The organism is Niallia sp. FSL W8-0954, assembly GCF_038005605.1.
GTDB lineage: Bacteria > Bacillota > Bacilli > Bacillales > Cytobacillaceae > Niallia > Niallia circulans_A.
In genome coordinates, this window is record NZ_JBBOTN010000001.1 from 806,107 (window position 1) to 823,249 (window position 17,143).

Annotated in this window: 18 protein-coding genes; 15 read left to right on the forward strand and 3 right to left on the reverse strand. The window is 35.3% G+C overall.

Annotated features, from left to right (window positions below):
* The first annotated feature begins 106 nt into the window (after positions 1–106).
* Positions 107–277, forward strand: a complete 171-nt coding sequence (locus tag NX902_RS03950) for a hypothetical protein (protein ID WP_341160563.1) — start codon at positions 107–109, stop codon at positions 275–277.
* Positions 274–813 (forward strand): hypothetical protein, encoded by a 540-nt coding sequence (locus tag NX902_RS03955; RefSeq protein WP_171509322.1) that lies wholly within the window; start codon positions 274–276, stop codon positions 811–813. Before NX902_RS03950 ends, NX902_RS03955 begins: the two co-directional genes overlap by 4 nt.
* Before the next feature lie 27 nt (positions 814–840).
* Here the strand turns inward: NX902_RS03955 and NX902_RS03960 are convergent, their stop codons facing one another.
* Together NX902_RS03960 and NX902_RS03965 are read right to left on the reverse strand one after the other, a co-directional pair.
* Positions 841–1,422 carry a DUF6944 family repetitive protein gene (locus tag NX902_RS03960; protein WP_095330844.1) on the reverse strand — a complete coding sequence of 194 codons (582 nt, stop codon included), beginning with the start codon at positions 1,420–1,422 and terminating at the stop codon, positions 841–843.
* A gap of 139 nt (positions 1,423–1,561) precedes the next feature.
* Positions 1,562–1,801: a hypothetical protein gene (locus NX902_RS03965; RefSeq protein ID WP_163187932.1), complete on the reverse strand. Its 240-nt coding sequence runs from the start codon at positions 1,799–1,801 to the stop codon at positions 1,562–1,564.
* Between the two features lie 260 nt (positions 1,802–2,061).
* On the opposite strand from NX902_RS03965, the gene NX902_RS03970 reads away from it, so the two are divergent.
* Positions 2,062–3,021, forward strand: a complete 960-nt coding sequence (locus tag NX902_RS03970; RefSeq protein WP_095330848.1) for an ABC transporter ATP-binding protein — start codon at positions 2,062–2,064, stop codon at positions 3,019–3,021.
* A gap of 3 nt (positions 3,022–3,024) precedes the next feature.
* The gene (opuFB, locus tag NX902_RS03975; RefSeq protein WP_123258920.1) at positions 3,025–4,539 is read left to right on the forward strand and encodes an osmoprotectant update ABC transporter permease/substrate-binding subunit OpuFB; all 1,515 of its coding nucleotides are present in this window, start codon (positions 3,025–3,027) and stop codon (positions 4,537–4,539) included.
* A 227-nt stretch (positions 4,540–4,766) separates the two neighbouring features.
* Here opuFB and NX902_RS03980 read toward each other — a convergent pair whose 3' ends face one another.
* Entirely contained in the window at positions 4,767–4,889 is a 123-nt protein-coding gene (locus tag NX902_RS03980; protein WP_275068620.1) for a hypothetical protein, read from the reverse strand.
* A 550-nt stretch (positions 4,890–5,439) separates the two neighbouring features.
* Between NX902_RS03980 and NX902_RS03985 the strand changes: the two genes are divergently transcribed.
* The 11 genes from NX902_RS03985 to xylF all read left to right on the forward strand — a co-directional run bounded on the left by NX902_RS03985 (position 5,440) and on the right by xylF (position 17,096).
* Positions 5,440–5,988, forward strand: a complete 549-nt coding sequence (locus NX902_RS03985) for a DUF1572 family protein (protein WP_095330852.1) — start codon at positions 5,440–5,442, stop codon at positions 5,986–5,988.
* Between the two features lie 19 nt (positions 5,989–6,007).
* Entirely contained in the window at positions 6,008–6,433 is a 426-nt protein-coding gene (locus NX902_RS03990; protein ID WP_095330854.1) for an NUDIX hydrolase, read from the forward strand.
* A gap of 290 nt (positions 6,434–6,723) precedes the next feature.
* Positions 6,724–7,557, forward strand: coding sequence for a phosphate ABC transporter substrate-binding protein (locus NX902_RS03995; RefSeq protein WP_095330855.1), 834 nt, complete (start codon positions 6,724–6,726; stop codon positions 7,555–7,557).
* Positions 7,558–7,595: 38 nt separating this feature from the next.
* Complete coding sequence (gene pstC / locus NX902_RS04000) at positions 7,596–8,510, forward strand: phosphate ABC transporter permease subunit PstC (protein WP_235850287.1); 915 nt, start codon at positions 7,596–7,598, stop codon at positions 8,508–8,510.
* A 1-nt stretch (position 8,511) separates the two neighbouring features.
* Positions 8,512–9,336, forward strand: coding sequence for a phosphate ABC transporter permease PstA (pstA, locus tag NX902_RS04005; protein WP_095330857.1), 825 nt, complete (start codon positions 8,512–8,514; stop codon positions 9,334–9,336).
* 19 nt (positions 9,337–9,355) lie between these two features.
* Positions 9,356–10,186 (forward strand): phosphate ABC transporter ATP-binding protein PstB, encoded by an 831-nt coding sequence (gene pstB / locus NX902_RS04010; RefSeq protein WP_095330859.1) that lies wholly within the window; start codon positions 9,356–9,358, stop codon positions 10,184–10,186.
* Positions 10,187–10,198: 12 nt separating this feature from the next.
* Positions 10,199–10,858: a phosphate signaling complex protein PhoU gene (phoU, locus tag NX902_RS04015; RefSeq protein WP_047941668.1), complete on the forward strand. Its 660-nt coding sequence runs from the start codon at positions 10,199–10,201 to the stop codon at positions 10,856–10,858.
* A 330-nt stretch (positions 10,859–11,188) separates the two neighbouring features.
* On the forward strand, positions 11,189–12,226 hold the full coding sequence (locus NX902_RS04020) for a substrate-binding domain-containing protein (RefSeq protein WP_163187934.1): 1,038 nt from the start codon (positions 11,189–11,191) through the stop codon (positions 12,224–12,226).
* A complete protein-coding gene (locus tag NX902_RS04025) occupies positions 12,227–13,987 on the forward strand; it encodes a sensor histidine kinase (RefSeq protein WP_163187936.1) in 1,761 nt (586 codons plus the stop codon).
* Between the two features lie 11 nt (positions 13,988–13,998).
* Positions 13,999–15,615 (forward strand): response regulator, encoded by a 1,617-nt coding sequence (locus tag NX902_RS04030; protein WP_171509323.1) that lies wholly within the window; start codon positions 13,999–14,001, stop codon positions 15,613–15,615.
* Positions 15,616–15,998: 383 nt separating this feature from the next.
* Positions 15,999–17,096, forward strand: a complete 1,098-nt coding sequence (gene xylF, locus NX902_RS04035; RefSeq protein ID WP_123258926.1) for a D-xylose ABC transporter substrate-binding protein — start codon at positions 15,999–16,001, stop codon at positions 17,094–17,096.
* The last annotated feature ends 47 nt before the right edge of the window (positions 17,097–17,143 follow it).

Sequence of the window (17,143 nt, forward strand, 5' to 3'; positions counted from 1 at the left end):
AATAGGCTAGAGTGATAATGTAGCAGCTTCTTTAGATTACTTTGAAAAGGGAGCAGAAGAAAAGGTCATTATTTTAGAAGAATACAAGGTAGACTATCCTTCTGGAATGTATGGCGGAGCAATTGATTATGTGTATACAGGAGTGGATGGTGAAAAATTGATAACGAATACCGATTTTAACATACAAGTATTCCAAAATGAAAAATATGAAATTCGTTACTTACCTCGGACCAAGTATATCATGGGAATAAGCCATATAAAGGAGGAGAATTTTTGAATTTTGTTGCCTGGATGATTGTTGCTAGTGAAATAGGCTTTTGGATTGTGATTATTTTAGGATTACTAATTAGATATGTTTTTAAAAGAGAGAAATTAGGCTTTTTCTTTTTAGCACTAACACCAGTAATTGATTTGCTTTTGTTGATTACAACAAGTTTGGATATGCATCGAGGAGCTACCGCCACCACTGCACATGCCATTGCAGCTGTTTATATAGGCGTTTCGATCGCATTTGGAAAAGACATGATTAAATGGGCGGATGAGAGATTTCGTTATTACGTCGCCAAACAAGGAACTAAACCTATTTCATTGTTTGGGATGGCATATGCTAAGCATTACTTGAAAAGTTGGGGGAAACATGTGCTAGCTTATGCTATTGGGGCAGGGATATTACTAGGCTTAATTTTTTTCATCAAGGATACTGCTCGCACAGAAGCACTAGACGGTGTACTAAAATTATGGACAGTAGTATTAGGCATTGACTTGATTATCGCGATTTCCAATTTTATTTGGCCAAAAAAGAAAAAGGGTTAGAGGAAGAATTTTTCTTCCTCCATCATCTTATTCATTAATATTTAGGGCAATTTCTTCTAATTCTTCTTTTACTTGGCCAATAAGGGAAATAGCCGATCCAACGGCTTGAATCCAGCTGCCTAATACACCGATATTTTGTTGATCATGGTTACTTATTCCATGTAATTGTTCTGTTCCACTTATCGCTTGTAAAGAATTCCCGATTCCCTGTAATAAACCACCAATTATATTTTCGATTCTTCCATCTGCTGTATGATCAAAAAATTCATCTGTAAGCCCGACAAAGCTTCCTAATGCTTGAAGCCAATTCCCTGTAATAATTAATTTCTGCTCTGTTGGGGTGTTGCTCCATTTATAAAGAAGCAAGCCGGTTACAACCGTTGAATTTCCAATTGCCTGAATTTCATCTCCTAGCTTTTCTAATGAAATAGTCCCTTGTCCGTCAGCTTGCAATGCGCTGCCTGTTCCTTGTAATATATTGCCAACTAAACGAAGCTGATAATTTGTTTCTCTAGACAAGTGGAAGGAGGGGGTACTTCCGATAGCTGCTTGGATAGTACCAATCGTATTGATAGCTGATCCGAATATCTCTTTAAAATGACCATTCATTCCATATCAACCGCCCATTCCCTTTACACTAACTAACATATTCAAAAATGTTTTAAATGGGATAAAAACGAGCTGGATATAATAAAAACAACTTGGAATAAAGTTTCCAAGTTGTTTTTTCAAAAAGAAGATAATCCTTTTATTTGCTGCCGAAGCTTCCAGAAAACTGCTTTACTACTGCTTGGATTTCCTCTAATCTTTCTGGTTTTATTAGACTGATCATTTTAGGCAGAAACTGTTCGATATCATTTTTGGAAAAAGTACCCTCATCTTGTTTTCGGAAGTTATCCATTAGTATAGTCTTTGCTTCTTCTTCTTTCCCCTCTTGTACTCGCTGTAAGATAAAAGCTAAAAACTTTTCTTGCCCTTGCTTGTCCATTTCGTTGTCCTCCTAATTGTATATCTCTTTGCTTAGTATAAACGTAAAAGCTATTCTCTAAAATATCATTTTTTTATAAGGAAAATAAGTAGATCGAAAAATGAGATTCTGGCTAAGCTATCTTTTTTTAGGATGTGCTATGTCGTGTTATGATTAGTTCTAAATATGGGTAGACAGGATTATAGAATAAGCTTCTATCTGTTAGTGAAAGAGGCGGGGTATGAGTAGTCCTACAATTTAAATAAGGAGAAACAAATGCAATGATAAAATTTGAAAATGTATCAAAAAGATACACTGATGGAACAGCAGCAGTTGATTCGATTGAATTTGAAATTAAGCAAGGGGAATTTTTTGTAATTATCGGACCAAGTGGTTGTGGAAAAACAACGACATTGAAGATGATTAATCGTTTAATTCCTCTTTCAGATGGCACCATTTATATAAAGGGAAAAAAGATAAGCGAATATGATATTCATGAATTACGGTGGAATATTGGCTATGTTCTCCAACAAATTGCCTTGTTTCCCCATATGACAATTGAAGAGAATATCGCAATCGTACCTGAATTAAAACAGTGGGAAAGAGACAGAATTAAACAAAGAACCGAGGAGCTTTTAGATATGGTTGGTCTCGATCATCAAACATATGCCAATCGAAAGCCTAGTGAACTGTCAGGAGGAGAGCAGCAAAGAGTTGGGGTTATTCGTGCTCTTGCGGCAGATCCGGAGATTCTATTAATGGATGAACCCTTTAGTGCCTTGGATCCGCTTAGCCGTGAAAAGTTACAAGATGATATGTTGGATTTAAAGAAAAATCTAAAAAAAACAACTGTATTTGTTACACATGATATGCAAGAGGCTTTAAAACTAGCAGATAGAATTTGCATTATGAAGAAAGGGAAGATCGTTCAGATAGGCACCCCCCAAGAACTTATCACAAATCCTACTAATGACTTTGTGAAGAACTTTGTTGGAAATAAACATGATAGCTGGAGCAATGATTTTCAACTGAAGGACTTATTAGAGCCAATTATTGAAAAAGAGGATAAGCAAATAAATCAAGTGAGTGCCCCAATTACTACCACTATGCAAGAGATAGTGGATATGCTAGTGAAGTATGAACAAGTAATAATCGAACGAGATGGAACGCCAATTGGATTGGTTAATCGCAGGTCAATGATGAAATATGTATCTTCTAGACTACTTCAGAAAGGGGTGTAAGGGATGAAGGAGCTTACACAAGTATTTCAAGACAGAAAGGCTGAATTAGCAAGTGCGCTGTTTGAGCATATTCAAATATCCTTCATTGCTCTCTTTTTTGCAGTCATTATTGCTATTCCACTAGGAATTTATATTACTAGACATAGAAAGGTGGCCGAAGGGATAGTAGGAATCACATCTGTTATTCAAACAATTCCTTCCTTGGCATTATTAGGTATTCTGATTCCATTATTCGGAATTGGCAGAGTGCCAGCAATTATTGCTTTAGTTGCATATGCCTTGCTGCCAATTTTAAGAAATACATATACAGGAATTAAAGAAGTAGATCCGTCCTTAATTGAAGCGGCTCGAGCGATGGGGATGAATACACGAAGAAGATTATTTAAGGTAGAAATTCCTCTTGCGATGCCAGTTATTATGGCGGGGATTCGGACAGCCATGGTATTAATTGTAGGAACAGCCACTCTTGCAGCTTTAATTGGAGCTGGAGGTCTTGGCGATATTATTCTATTAGGTATTGATCGTAATAACACAAATCTAATTCTTCTAGGGGCAATTCCAGCAGCATTGCTTGCTCTTCTGTTTGACTACTTATTGAAAAAATTTGAGCAGCTATCCTATAAAAAAGCCTTTATTTCTATTGGAGTGATTGCACTTTTATCGCTTGTAATAATCTTAATGCCATTAATAGGACAGAAGGATGAAGAGATTGTTATTGGAGGGAAATTAGGGTCTGAGCCCGAAATTCTCATTAATATGTATAAAATACTTATTGAAGAAAAAACAGATTTACAAGTAGAGCTGAAGCCGGGATTAGGAAAAACCTCTTTTGTGTTTCAAGCATTGCAAACAGGAAGCATTGATCTTTATCCGGAATTTACAGGGACGGCTATTTCTGAATTTTTAAAGGAAACGGCTACTAGCACAAATCGGGAGGAAGTGTATCGACAAGCGAGGGATGGGATGTTAGAAAAATATCAAATGATAATGTTAGAGCCAATGCAGTATAATAACACCTATGCATTAGCAGTTTCCAAGAATCTTGCAGACCAATTTCAGCTAGAATCTATCTCTGACTTGAAGGGGATAGAAGAGCAAATACAGGCAGGTTTTACATTGGAATTTTCAGATCGTGAAGATGGCTATCAAGGTATCCAGTATCTTTATGGACTTACTTTTCCTAATCTTGTAACAATGGAGCCTAAATTACGCTATGTAGCAGTTGAATCAGGTGAAATTAACTTAGTCGATGCCTACTCCACAGATAGTGAGTTGCAACAATACCAATTAAAGGTGCTAGAAGACGATCAAAATTTATTCCCACCATACCAAGGGGCTCCTTTAATGAAAGAAGAAACGGCAAAAGAGCATCCTGAAATGGTAGAAGCACTAAACCAGTTAGCGGGAAAAATAAGCGATGACGATATGAGAAAAATGAATTATCAAGTAAATGTAGAAGGGGAAAGTCCGCGTGAAGTTGCCGAACAATATTTGGAAAACGCGGGTATTGTTCAATAGGGAAACATTGCTCTTTCTGCCATAAGCCTTTTCAAAAGAAAACGGAGCAAACTGAATATACGTAGACTCCCTATGGGAGATTGACCCCACAGCACTTGCGAACGCCACATGGAACACGGTGTATATTCAGTCTGCGGGTGATGAGCTGATATATCTATTCTTAAAATAAATAGTCCTCCAAACAAATAAACGAATGTTTTAATACGTACGTATATTTGTTTGGAGGGTCATATTTTGTTGGAATACTTATATCCTAAAATAATTAAATTAAAAGCAATCAAATAGACCCATGCACCGAGGTTTGCTACACTAATTCCTATCAATAGTAATAAAGGATTTTTCCATTTCATGTTAATCGACCCCTAAATTCAAAATTATTTCCAAAAAAAAATCTCATCTCCAAGGTGTATTACTTTTGGGACGAGATTTTGTAAATTTAGAAGTTTGCGATGCCACCCCAGTTTATTACTATGTCGCCATAGAAACCTCTCAAGTATGACATTTGTATAAATGTGTATACTTTTTCTCGATAACGGGGGAACCCGACACATAATCAAAAATCAGAATCTTTCCTATGTGCAGCTCAGTGACTTGCTTCAATATGCTGCTACATCCTCCATTTCCAGCGATAGGAGTTCTCTGTAATGCTTGAACATATCTACTCTACTTTTCTCTTCTTAGCTTTTATTAAAGGTATATTATCATAATAGATTGAATAAATAAACGATTGAATAAGTGAATAAATAAGACAGGGATGGATATGCAGGTTTTTCGATCTTTCTATTCGAATATATTCTTAAGGAAGGAAGCTTTTTCTTATAAGATTTCAAAAGCTGTTTTTGAAAAGGGGATGTGGTGTTTGAAGTGCAGGGGATATTATAAATATGGAGGAGATGCTAAATGAGCATAGAAAGGGAATATTTGCAGGCTGTCGTTAATCGATTTAAAGAGGTAAAAAAACTTGGAGATAATACATTTGAGCAAATAGGGGAAAAAGAAATAAATTGGACTTATAATAGCTCGTCCAATAGTATAGCCATTATTGTAAAACATATGAGTGGAAATATGATTTCTAGATGGACAGATTTTTTAAACACAGACGGAGAAAAGGAATATAGGAATCGCGAGGAGGAATTTACTGATAATATTTCTTCAAAGGAAGAGCTTCATACAGTGTGGGAAAATGGGTGGAAGGTATTAATAGATTCATTGACTAATTTAAAGGAAGAGGATTTATTAAAAACTATTTACATTCGTGGAGAAGGACATTTAGTGCTCGAAGCTATAGAAAGACAAATGGCTCATTATGCCTATCATGTTGGGCAAATCGTTTATATCGGAAAGGTCATAAAAGACACAGAATGGAAGAGTCTTAGTATTCCAAAAGGAAAATCAGAGGAGTATTTAATAGAAATGAAGGAGAAGCATAAAAAAGGTATCGTGGAATAGAGGAGGGAGCTAGACGAAAATGTTTATTGTAAATGTAGAAGGAGCTGTTAGAAGAGCGGATAAGTGGTTGATTGTAGAAAGAAGTAGAAAAGAGGAACATGCTGGGGGAATGCTCTCCCTTGTAGGCGGAAAAGTAGATTTAGAAGGGAATTCCATAGATATTCTCGAAAGAACAGTCAAACGAGAAATTTTAGAAGAAGTAGGTGTGACGGTTAGAGATAAAATGGAATATGTGCATAGCACTTCATTTGTAACAGAAAGTGGGAAGCATGTAATTGATATAGTATTTCTATGCGAGCATGAGCAAGGCGAAGCATTTGTTAAAAGTCCTGATGAAGTAGAAAATATAGAATGGCTGACAACTGAAGAGGTATTAGATCATTCACATGCACCTAGTTATGTAAAAGAAAGTATAAAGCGAGCGGCAGTATTGCTTCAAGCGTAGGCTTTATTAGGATAATCAACTTTAATTATTCTATGTGCAGCAAAACCATTTAAGTTGTTGAGGGAAATAGTAAGTTATACCAGTTTAAATATAGGAACTTAGTGAAAAAGATAACAGGATAACTGTTATCTTTTTTTTGGATATTTACAAAAAATAACATTAGGTAGATTGCTTTTAACGTTATTTACAAAACCTTTACATTCAGTCAATAGAATATTTACAGTGGAGATTTATCATACTATTAGACAAGAAATGACATAAATAGTTGCTATTCTTTTTGGAGGTAAATCATGGTCATTATAAAAAAACTAAAAATAGTACTCTCGTTACTGTCTATACTCCTTTTATTATCAGCATGTTCAAGTAATGAAGAAACGGAACAATCAACAAATGACAGTAAACCCATATCGATTTCAGGATCTACTTCCGTTGGACCACTTGCTGAGAAATTAGCAGCAAAATATCATGAACACGATCAAACTAAAATTGAAATAAATCAAATTGGATCTTCCGCAGGAATTACAAATGCGATGAGTGGCGTTTCCGAAATTGGAATGTCTTCACGAGATTTAAAAGATGAAGAGAAAGGAAAATTAAAAGAAGTAGTTATTGCTTACGATGGAATAGTAGTTGTCACACATCCTAGCAATAAAGTGAAAGAATTGACATTAGAACAAGTAAAGCAAATATTCACTGGGAAAGTGACAAACTGGAGTCAGCTTGGCGGCGATGATATGGAGATTGTTGTTGTTTCTCGTGAAGATGGATCTGGTTCACGTGATGCTTTTCAAGAAATTGTAGGCTATAGCTCTGGTGAATTAATTAGAAACTCTATCATTGCCAGCGGAAATGGAAATATTAAAACGACAGTTGCAAATAATAAACATGCCGTAGGCTTCATTTCTTTTGAATATATTGATGATGCTATTTCGACTATCGATATTGATGGCGTTGCTGCTACTGCCGAAAATGTATTAGAGCAAAAATATAAGTTATCAAGACCATTTTTATTTGTCTATAAAGATGGGAATTTAACTGCAAATGGGCAGAAGTTCATCGATTTTATTCTAAGTGATGAAGGGCAAAAAATTGCAGCAGAGGCAGGAGCAATTCCTATTAAGTAATACCAAAATCTTTAGAAGTAATCTTGGAGGAAAATAGAGTGTCTATTCAAACAACCGAAAAGCAAGCCTCAGCAATGGGCAAAGCAAATAAGAGGAAATATATGTTTGAGAAGGTTTCGGCAAGAGTTTTCTTGTTTTGTGCCCTTCTTTCCGTAATCAGCTTAGTATTAATTATTGGATTTGTTTTCTATAAAGGGGCCCATCCTTTTATTGCAGAAGGATTTAGTTTTTTTGATTTTCTCTTTGGAGTCGACTGGGTGCCTAGTGAAGGAGAATTTGGGATTTGGCCCATGATTGTCGCATCTCTGTATGCAACTATAGGAGCACTTATTATTGGAGTTCCCATTGGATTATTCACAGCTATCTTCTTGGCGGAAATCGCATCAAAGCCAATAGCCAAAATTGTTTCACCAGCCATTCAGCTTTTAGCTGGTATTCCATCTGTTTTATATGGTGTTTTTGGACTAGCAATTATCGTACCTTTTTTACAAAATACTTTAGGATTAGTAAAAGGACAAAGTTTATTAGCGGTTATTTTAGTATTAGCAATTATGATGCTGCCAACGATTGTAACAGTCGCAGAGACAGCGATTCGCGCTGTACCAAAAACATACCGGGAAGGTTCCCTTGCGCTTGGTGTATCGGAAATTGGAACAATCTTTAAGGTTGTTGTCCCCGCAGCGAAGTCAGGTATTATGACAGCCATTGTATTGGGCTTAGGTCGAGCGATTGGTGAGACAATGGCGGTTATTCTCGTTGCTGGTAACAGTTTGATTGTGCCAACAAGCTTAACAGATAGTATACGCCCACTGACAACAAACATTGCATTGGAAATGGGCTATGCAGCAGGGACGCATCAAGAAATGTTATTTGCAACTGGGATTGTATTATTCTCGTTTATTTTAATCTTGAATTTTGTTTTAGCGAAAATTAGTGCGAAGGGTGGCAAATAAGATGAGAAAAATGAAAGATAACTTGTTACGCGGCCTTCTTTGGTTTTCTGCCTTCTTATCTGTTGCTGTTCTCGTTATGATTGTTGGCTATATCTTTTATAAAGGAGCTCACTTGCTCAGCTTCGATTTTATTTTTGGTGACTATTCTCCAAGTGGCGGCGGTGGAATTTGGCCGATGATTGTCACAACAATTTATACGATTGTCATTTCCTTACTGATTGCTACACCAATTGGAATATTAGCAGCTGTTTATTTACAAGAGTATGCGAAACAAGGTCGATTGGTAAAAATCATTCGCTTTGCAACAGAAAGTTTAACAGGTATTCCCTCAATTATTTATGGTTTATTTGGGGCAGTATTCTTTGTAACCACCTTAAAATTAGGAATGTCTATTTTAGCGGCATCTTTGACATTAACGATTATCGTACTGCCAGTTATTATCCGAACAACCGAGGAATCTTTAAAGACAGTTCCTCCTACTTATCGTGAAGGATCATTAGCCCTTGGTACAACAAGATTGCAAACATTGTATAAAGTTATTTTACCAAGTGCGATGCCAGGAATTTTATCAGGAATTATCTTATCTATCGGAAGAATAGTTGGGGAGTCAGCAGCTATTTTCTTAACGGCAGGAACAGTTGCTGCCATGCCAGAGGGCCTGTTGTCCTCCGCTCGTACGCTAACGGTTCATTCCTTCTTAGTAACACAAGAGTCTGGAGATATTGAATTAGCCGCAGCAGTTGGTATTGTGCTAATCGTCATTATTCTTGCTATAAACCTTATCGCAACATTTATATCGAAAAAGCTAAACAAAGCAGACTACTAATTTTTAAAGGGGTATGTTTATGACTACAACAGTAACAGAAAAAAGTCAAAAGAAAACAGGGAAAGCATTCTTAAAGGTTGGTCAAGAAGATACAACGGGTGCATCAAAAATTAGTGTAAGTGACCTAAATTTATTTTACGGTGAAAAACAGGCTTTGTTTGGAGTAACCCTAGATATTGAAGAAAAGAAAGTAACAGCTTTAATTGGGCCTTCTGGCTGTGGGAAATCAACTTTCCTAAGAACATTGAATCGAATGAATGATTTAATCGATGGCGTAAAAATTGCAGGAGATATTATTATTGATGGAGAAAATATCTATTCTTCCAATGATGTTATTAAGCTTCGTACAAGAGTTGGCATGGTTTTTCAAAAGCCGAATTTATTCCCGATGAGCATTTATGACAATGTGGCTTATGGTCCAAGAATGCAAGGCATTAAAAACAAAAAAGAATTAAATAAAATTGTCGAAGAGAGCTTACGTGGGGCTGCGATTTGGGATGAAGTAAAAGACCGCTTAAAGACATCTGCACTTGGCTTATCGGGTGGACAGCAGCAGCGTGTCTGTATAGCTCGTGCAATTGCAATGAAACCAGATATTATTTTAATGGATGAGCCTACTTCTGCTTTAGATCCGATTTCTACATTGAAGGTAGAAGAGCTGATTACAAAAATGAAAAAGGATTATACAATTGTTATTGTTACACACAATATGCAGCAAGCAGCAAGAATCTCCGATAAAACAGCCTTTTTCTTAAACGGAGAAGTAGTTGAATACGATGAAACAAATAAGATTTTTTCCACACCTAGAGATCAGCGGACAGAAGATTATGTCACAGGTCGATTTGGATAATAGGAGGAACTAATGGTCATTCGAGAAAACTTTGAGAAGAAGCTAGGCGAGTTAAAAGAAAAAATTAGTGAAATGGGTGAAATGTCCATTACTCAGTTAGAAGAGGCTTTTGATGCATTAAAAGCGCAAGATGTAGAAATTGCTTTAAATGTAATGGAAGAAGATAATGACATTGATAATCTAGAATCTGAAATTAATCATTTTGCAATTTGGCTAATGGCGAAGGAACAGCCTGTTGCAAGAGATTTACGTGTTGTAATTGGTGTTATCAAAATTTCATCCGAAATTGAGCGAGTAGCTGATTTTGCTGTAAACATTGCTAAAGCAACAATTAAGATAGGAAAAGCAACTTCTCTTCTGGATTTAACCCATTTAGAGAAAATGAAGGAACTATCAATCGAAATGCTGCAAAAAGCAGTAAAATCCTTTATAGAGGAAGATATTGTCCTTGCAAAGGAAGTAAGTAAGTTAGAAGATAAAGTGGATGATTATTATTTAGAAACCTATAAAAAATTGACAGCCTATTTAAGTGAACATCCCGAAGAAACAAATCAGCTTGTTCAATTATTATTTATCAACCGTTATTTGGAAAGAACAGCTGACCATATAACCAATATGGCGGAAAGCACAGGATATTTGATTAAAGGAAAGATTTATGATTTTAATTCCTAAGAGAAAAGCAATTTGAAAAGTATAGACCTCTATCCCTTAATCGATTGAGTTCATATTCTAATATTAAAGTCACCAGTTCAAAAGAATTGGTGACTTTAATGTTGACAAACACATCATTATAAATAGAAAATATTGTTAGCAATAATGTATTTCGTCATCTGTAAAAAATTTCTTAAAAACAATTCATTTTAATTCAACTAAATTGGTGTCTTCTTTTTTATTTACTAACTATAATTTTGGTAGCGTTTTCATTTAGGCTGCTTATAGAGTAACCTTTCTTTAATTTTATATGAGCTAGACCAATCAATGAGTAGGTTAGGGGAAGAAAGTATGAAAAACAAAGGCTATATCTTGTTTGTAATTCTGCTTATATTCGTTAGTGCATGTGAAAATAAACAGGCAACTAGCATTCGTATTAAAAATAACCCCCATGAACAAGCGATCTATAAAGAGCCATTGCCTAATCAAGATAAGGAAAAGATAATTTCCTTTGTTACAAAGTCTCTTGATAATCCAGTTTTCATAGAAGCAAAGGAAGAAGCAGAACGAGTAAGCTCTCAGTTAGGGGTGAAAATGGAATGGTTGGCCCCGATGGTAGTCGATAGTCAGGAGCAAGAAAAAATAGTAGAGAGCTTAATTGAAAGAAAGGTAGATGGCATTGTTATCAGTGTCTTGGATACCAAGAAAATGACTCCACTTATCAATAAAGCAGTATCACAAGGGATAAAGGTGGCTACTTTTGATTCCGATGCACCGGCTAGCAATCGGGCATTTTATGTTGGAACGAATAATTATGAACTTGGACAAGAAAGTGGAAAATCTTTGGTGAAAATAGTAAAAGAAAAAAAATTGCATCAGCGTCATCTCAGAGTTTTGATTATGACTGGGGTGAAGGAAAGTGTCAATATGCAAGAGAGAATCGAAGGATTTAAAGATGCAACGGAAGAATTAGATTTAGAGTTTGTTGATATGGTAGAATCCTATGATGACATAAATCGCGCTTCAGAGCTTCTAGAGAATTATGTGAAAAGGAATCCTCATTTTGATTTGTTTTTTAGTGCTGGAGCATGGCCGTTATTTTCTCCTCCTGAAGGGATGATTTCATATAAAAGGTGGAAAGAAACTGGCGGTATAGCTGTGATTGTTGATACATTTTATCCAATAGTATTTGCTGCCAATAAAGGATTAGCAGATGCGCTAGTTGGACAAGACTTTCAGGAAATGGGACGTCTAAGTGTTGAAAACATGTATAAATTAATTAATGGGGACAAAGTTAAAGAAACGATGATATATACGGGATTGGAATACGGCAATGCAGATAATTATGAAGAACTGTTAAAAAGAAAAAAGCCGTGGGAGATAAAATAAATGAAGAAATGGCTGAAATGGATCGATCTTTATAGTATCCGAACAAAAATGATTGTCTGCTTCTTGGCACTTAGTCTTATCCCGTTATTAATTCTTGGTTATCTTTCCTATCAATATTACATCAATGATCTCCAAAACAGTATCAATGTTTATACCAATGAAGTAATTCAGCGTGTGGATAAAAATATCGAAACATACATTTTAGATATCGAGAATATTCTAGAAATCTATGATGATTATTACACAATTCAGTACTTAAGGTTGAATGAGGCAGGAGATATAGATGGGATACAGAAATATACTGTTCGTTTATGGGAAACGATAGAACTAATTAGGAATATGAAATCCGATTTAGTGGATATAAGAATCATTTCTCATACAGGAGAGACAATAAGCGCTCAAGGCGTATATTGGAGCGATATGAATGATCCTTTTTTTACGAATATGCGAAAAATAGATGAAGCGCAATTTGCAGTAAAATCACCTTATATGGATATGTTTAATCGCAATGTTTTTTCTATTGGAAAGAAAATTTTATCTCCTAGTTTAAGTGAACCAGCTTATTTGATTATTGATATTGATGTAAATCTATTGAATCGAATTGTAAACGATATCAAATTAGGAGAGAAAGGGTATGTCTATTTTACAGATAGAACAGGGGAGGTAGAATTTTTTCCGGCAGATACTAGTCATCCTATGTTTATAAAGGAACTAATGAACAATGATAGATGGTTAAATTCAGATAAAGGATCATTTGAAGAAGCGGTAAAGGGAAAACATTATCTTGTTAACTTTAAACAATCTGAGATTACAGGTTGGAATATTATTGGGGTCACTTATGCAGATGAACTTAATGAAGACATAAATAAAATCCGGCAGATAACCCTTGTAATTGCTGTGGGCAGCCTTCTGGTCGTTGTGCTCATAAGTATTTATTTAACGAATATCTTAACAAATCCAATTCGTGATTTGCGCAGAACAATTAAACGGTTTGCAGATGATAATTTAGCCATTCGAGCACAAGTCAAAACGAACGATGAAATAGGGCAACTTGCAAGCAGTTTTAATGAATTAATGAATCGAATTCAATGGCTCGTTCAAAAAACGATGGATGATCAAGTGAAAATTCGCAAAATAGAGATGAAAGCACTACAAGAATTAATAAAGCCTCATTTTGTTTATAATACATTAGACTCGATTATTGGATTATTAGAGCAAGAGCGAATTGAAGAAGCGCTAGACTTAATAGAAGCACTTGGCATGTTTTTTCGAACATCGTTAAGCCATGGAAAGGATGTCATTCTTATTGGTGCAGAAATCGAGCATATTCGTAACTATTTTACGATTCAGGAATTTCGCTTTTTTAATAAATTTGATACGAAAGTAGAAGTAGACGAAGAGATATTAAATTATGAGACGGTCAAGCTTATTTTGCAGCCATTAGTAGAGAATGCGATTTATCATGGTGTACGACGGATGAAAACAAGGGGGCTAATTGAAATTAAAGGCAAAGAAAAGGAGGGAGCAGTGGTTCTGGAAGTCATTGATAATGGGGTGGGAATGACAGCTGAAAAGGTGAATCACATTAATAATGTATTAACAGGAATAGAAAAAATAGAGGATGAAAATGAATATTTTGGCATTCGAAATGTGAATGAGCGAATAAAATTAACCTATGGAATGGAGTATGGGATTTATTTTAAAAGTAAACCAAATGCGGGAACAACTGTAACAGTCATTTTACCTATTGTAAAAATATGAGGAGGAATCCTATGTTTAATTTATTGGTTGTAGAAGATGAAGATATGATTCGTCACAAAATAATCAATAATACGAATTGGTTAAGTCATGGTTTCCAACAAGTATTTGAAGCGGAAAATGGTTCAGGAGCAGTAAAAATATTAGCTGAAAACCATATTGATATTCTGATTACCGATATCAAAATGCCAGAAATGGATGGCATCCAACTAACAAAACATGTAAAAGAGTTTTATCCAGAAATAAAAGTAATCATTATTTCAGGTCATGCAGACTTTGACTTTGCAAGAAAGTCAATTACTTTAAAGGTTTGTGATTATATGCTAAAGCCTTTTCAATCTAAGAATCTATTAAAACTCGTATTAAATGTAAAGAATGATTTGATTCGGGATAAGGGAGAACAAGAAAATATAGAAAAAATGAAGAGACAATTGCAAGAAAATAAGCATTCTTTACGAGAAAAACTAATCCAGAATCTCCTGACCAATAGTTTTGTGGGAGATCTAGATAATAACCTGAAATATATGGAAATGGAACATCTTAAGAATGCTTCCTTTTTTGTAGCCGTCCTAAATATGGAACAACTTCAAACAGATCGAAGTGAAATGGAGGAAAATGATAAGTATTTATTTAATGTATCGATCTATAAGCGACTTTCTCGTCTGCTGGAAAAAGAATGGGGGCAGTTCTCTGAACGTGGACAGATAGAAAAGGGCTATATCTTAAGTTATAAAATGGATCAAATAGTGTTAATTGTCTTCGAAGATATTGGTATTAGACATCAACTAAGAAAGGTTATTCAGAAAGAAGATCAGGAAAAAGGCTTCACTTTAATAATTGGGATAGGAGATAAGTATAATCAATTACTTGATTTACATTTATCCTATGAAGAAGCTTGTTCTGCAGCTGCATTAAGTCGAATTCACGGTTCTGGCGATGTGTATTTCTATCATAATATTATCAGTAACCATACTTATTACAGCAAGCAATTACACAAAATAGTAAATCATAAAATTTATCTGGATTTAAAATCAGGTGACTTTGAAGAAGTAAAAAAGGACGTAGCGGAATTGCTTGCAGAACTTAAGAATGAAAGTATTCCATATGAAGCAGTGGCAACAGCCATTAATAATATCGTATTTATGTCCTGTAAGACAATAAATGAACAAGGGTACGATGTGAACGAAATATTCGGAGAAACGGGACTACCTATCTTTAATCAAGAGAATAATTTTACTTATAAAGAAATAGAGGATTGCTTATATTCCTTTTATTCCGCTATTCATTCCTTCATCGAATCAAAACGCGGTAATCGAATAGACAGGCTTATTGCGGAAATGAAGGAGTACATGAATGAAAACTTTGCCGAGAATATTTCCCTAACGAGCCTATCCCGTAAATTTAATATAAGTCCCAGCTATTTAAGCATATTATTTCGAGACATCACTTCCCAACATTTTAGTGAATATTTAACAAATTTACGTATCCGAAAGGGCAAAGAGCTGCTCAAGAATACAGATTTACGTATTAAAGAAATTGCCGCACAAATAGGGTATAGAGATGCTTATTACTTTAGCTCCGTATTTAAAAAAGTAACAGGAGTTAATCCTACCCAGTATCGGAATGAGTAAAATGGTGGGGAGGATTAACAGCAAAAAAATTGTAGTGAAACACTATGCAAAAAACATTCATCCATGATGAGTGTTTTTTTTATTCCACTTTTAATAGCAGTAAAACTTCAGCAGATCTAAGTTTTCCTTACTGAAGAAGAAAATAGGAACTTCGAAAAATATTAAAGGATTATAAAAAATATTCCATTTCCAATAGGGAGGAAAAAATATATTCTTTGTATGAAAGCGGTTTACAAACAGTTTGGAGGAGGGAAGAAACGAAGTCATTTCTACTCGCCTATACGTACCGAGGGCCGACTTCATATTCGGCAATCAACTTATGTCTTACTAATAGAAAAGGAATTCAATCTTATCAATTACTTAAAAATTAGGGGGGTATTTTTATGAAAAAACGTAACAGTTTTCTTTCGCTTGTACTTATTCTATCTCTAATGTTTATCATGGCTGCGTGTGGACAGGATGCAAATGGCACACCAGCAAATGAGAAAGGAAATAAGGATGAAGGGGGAACAGAAAAAGAGAAGATTACAATTGGTCTTTCCGTCTCTGATTTAACATTAGAGCGTTGGCAACATGATCGTGATTTTTTTGTTGAAAAAGCAGAAGAGCTAGGAGCAAATGTGTTAGTACAATCAGCAAATGGTGATGAGGCAAAACAATTATCGCAAATACAAAATATGCTTTCACAAGGTATCGATGCACTAGTTATTATTGCTATCAATTCAGATGCCCTGTCAACGGTAGTAGATCAAGCTAAGGCCGAAGGGATTCCTGTGTTAGCATATGACCGATTAATTAATGGCACGGATATTGACGCCTACGTTTCATTCGATAATGTACGGGTTGGGGAAATGCAAGCAGAGTATCTTGTTGAAAAAGTACCCTCAGGAAAGTATTTCTTAATGGGAGGATCACCAACTGATAATAATGCCAAGATGTTTAGAGAAGGACAGATGAATATTATTCAGCCGCTAGTTGATAAAGGTGATATTGAAATTGTCGGTGATCAATGGGCAAAAGATTGGGATGCAAATGAAGCATTAAAAATTATGGAGAACGCTTTAACTGCCAATAAGAATGATATTGATGCAGTAGTGGCATCTAATGATAGTACTGCTGGGGGAGCAATTCAAGCACTAGAAGCACAGGATTTAGCTGGAAAAGTAGTTATCTCTGGCCAAGATGCAGACTTAGCAGGAGTGCAGCGTATTGCAGAAGGTGTTCAAACAATGACCGTTTATAAACCAATTAAGGCAATTGCAACAAAGAGCGCTGAAGTAGCTGTTCAACTAGGAAAAGGAGAAAAAGTGTCATCTGATTCAACTGTTAATAATGGAAAGATAGATGTGCCATTTATAAAATTGGATCCAATTAAAGTAGGTAAAGAGAACATTGTTGACACTGTTGTTAAAGATGGATTCCATTCTTATGATGATATTTATAAAAATGTTCCAGAAAATGAACGACCAGAACGTCCGTAAGTCTCAAAATATTTAATTAAAGGGGGAGCAGCTAATGCTTTCCCTGA

Bases quoted from the DNA above. Each gene is read 5' to 3' on its own strand.
- pstA (WP_095330857.1), top strand. From the start codon at position 8,512: ATGAGAAAAATGAAAGATAACTTGTTACGCGGCCTTCTTTGGTTTTCT.
- opuFB (WP_123258920.1), top strand. From the start codon at position 3,025: ATGAAGGAGCTTACACAAGTATTTCAAGACAGAAAGGCTGAATTAGCA.
- NX902_RS03990 (WP_095330854.1), top strand. From the start codon at position 6,008: ATGTTTATTGTAAATGTAGAAGGAGCTGTTAGAAGAGCGGATAAGTGG.
- NX902_RS04030 (WP_171509323.1), top strand. From the start codon at position 13,999: ATGTTTAATTTATTGGTTGTAGAAGATGAAGATATGATTCGTCACAAA.
- phoU (WP_047941668.1), top strand. From the start codon at position 10,199: ATGGTCATTCGAGAAAACTTTGAGAAGAAGCTAGGCGAGTTAAAAGAA.
- NX902_RS03950 (WP_341160563.1), top strand. From the start codon at position 107: ATGTATGGCGGAGCAATTGATTATGTGTATACAGGAGTGGATGGTGAA.
- NX902_RS04025 (WP_163187936.1), top strand. From the start codon at position 12,227: ATGAAGAAATGGCTGAAATGGATCGATCTTTATAGTATCCGAACAAAA.
- xylF (WP_123258926.1), top strand. From the start codon at position 15,999: ATGAAAAAACGTAACAGTTTTCTTTCGCTTGTACTTATTCTATCTCTA.
- NX902_RS03965 (WP_163187932.1), bottom strand. From the start codon at position 1,801: ATGGACAAGCAAGGGCAAGAAAAGTTTTTAGCTTTTATCTTACAGCGA.
- NX902_RS03985 (WP_095330852.1), top strand. From the start codon at position 5,440: ATGAGCATAGAAAGGGAATATTTGCAGGCTGTCGTTAATCGATTTAAA.
- NX902_RS03995 (WP_095330855.1), top strand. From the start codon at position 6,724: ATGGTCATTATAAAAAAACTAAAAATAGTACTCTCGTTACTGTCTATA.
- NX902_RS03970 (WP_095330848.1), top strand. From the start codon at position 2,062: ATGATAAAATTTGAAAATGTATCAAAAAGATACACTGATGGAACAGCA.
- NX902_RS03980 (WP_275068620.1), bottom strand. From the start codon at position 4,889: ATGAAATGGAAAAATCCTTTATTACTATTGATAGGAATTAGTGTAGCA.
- NX902_RS03960 (WP_095330844.1), bottom strand. From the start codon at position 1,422: ATGAATGGTCATTTTAAAGAGATATTCGGATCAGCTATCAATACGATT.
- pstB (WP_095330859.1), top strand. From the start codon at position 9,356: ATGACTACAACAGTAACAGAAAAAAGTCAAAAGAAAACAGGGAAAGCA.
- NX902_RS04020 (WP_163187934.1), top strand. From the start codon at position 11,189: ATGAAAAACAAAGGCTATATCTTGTTTGTAATTCTGCTTATATTCGTT.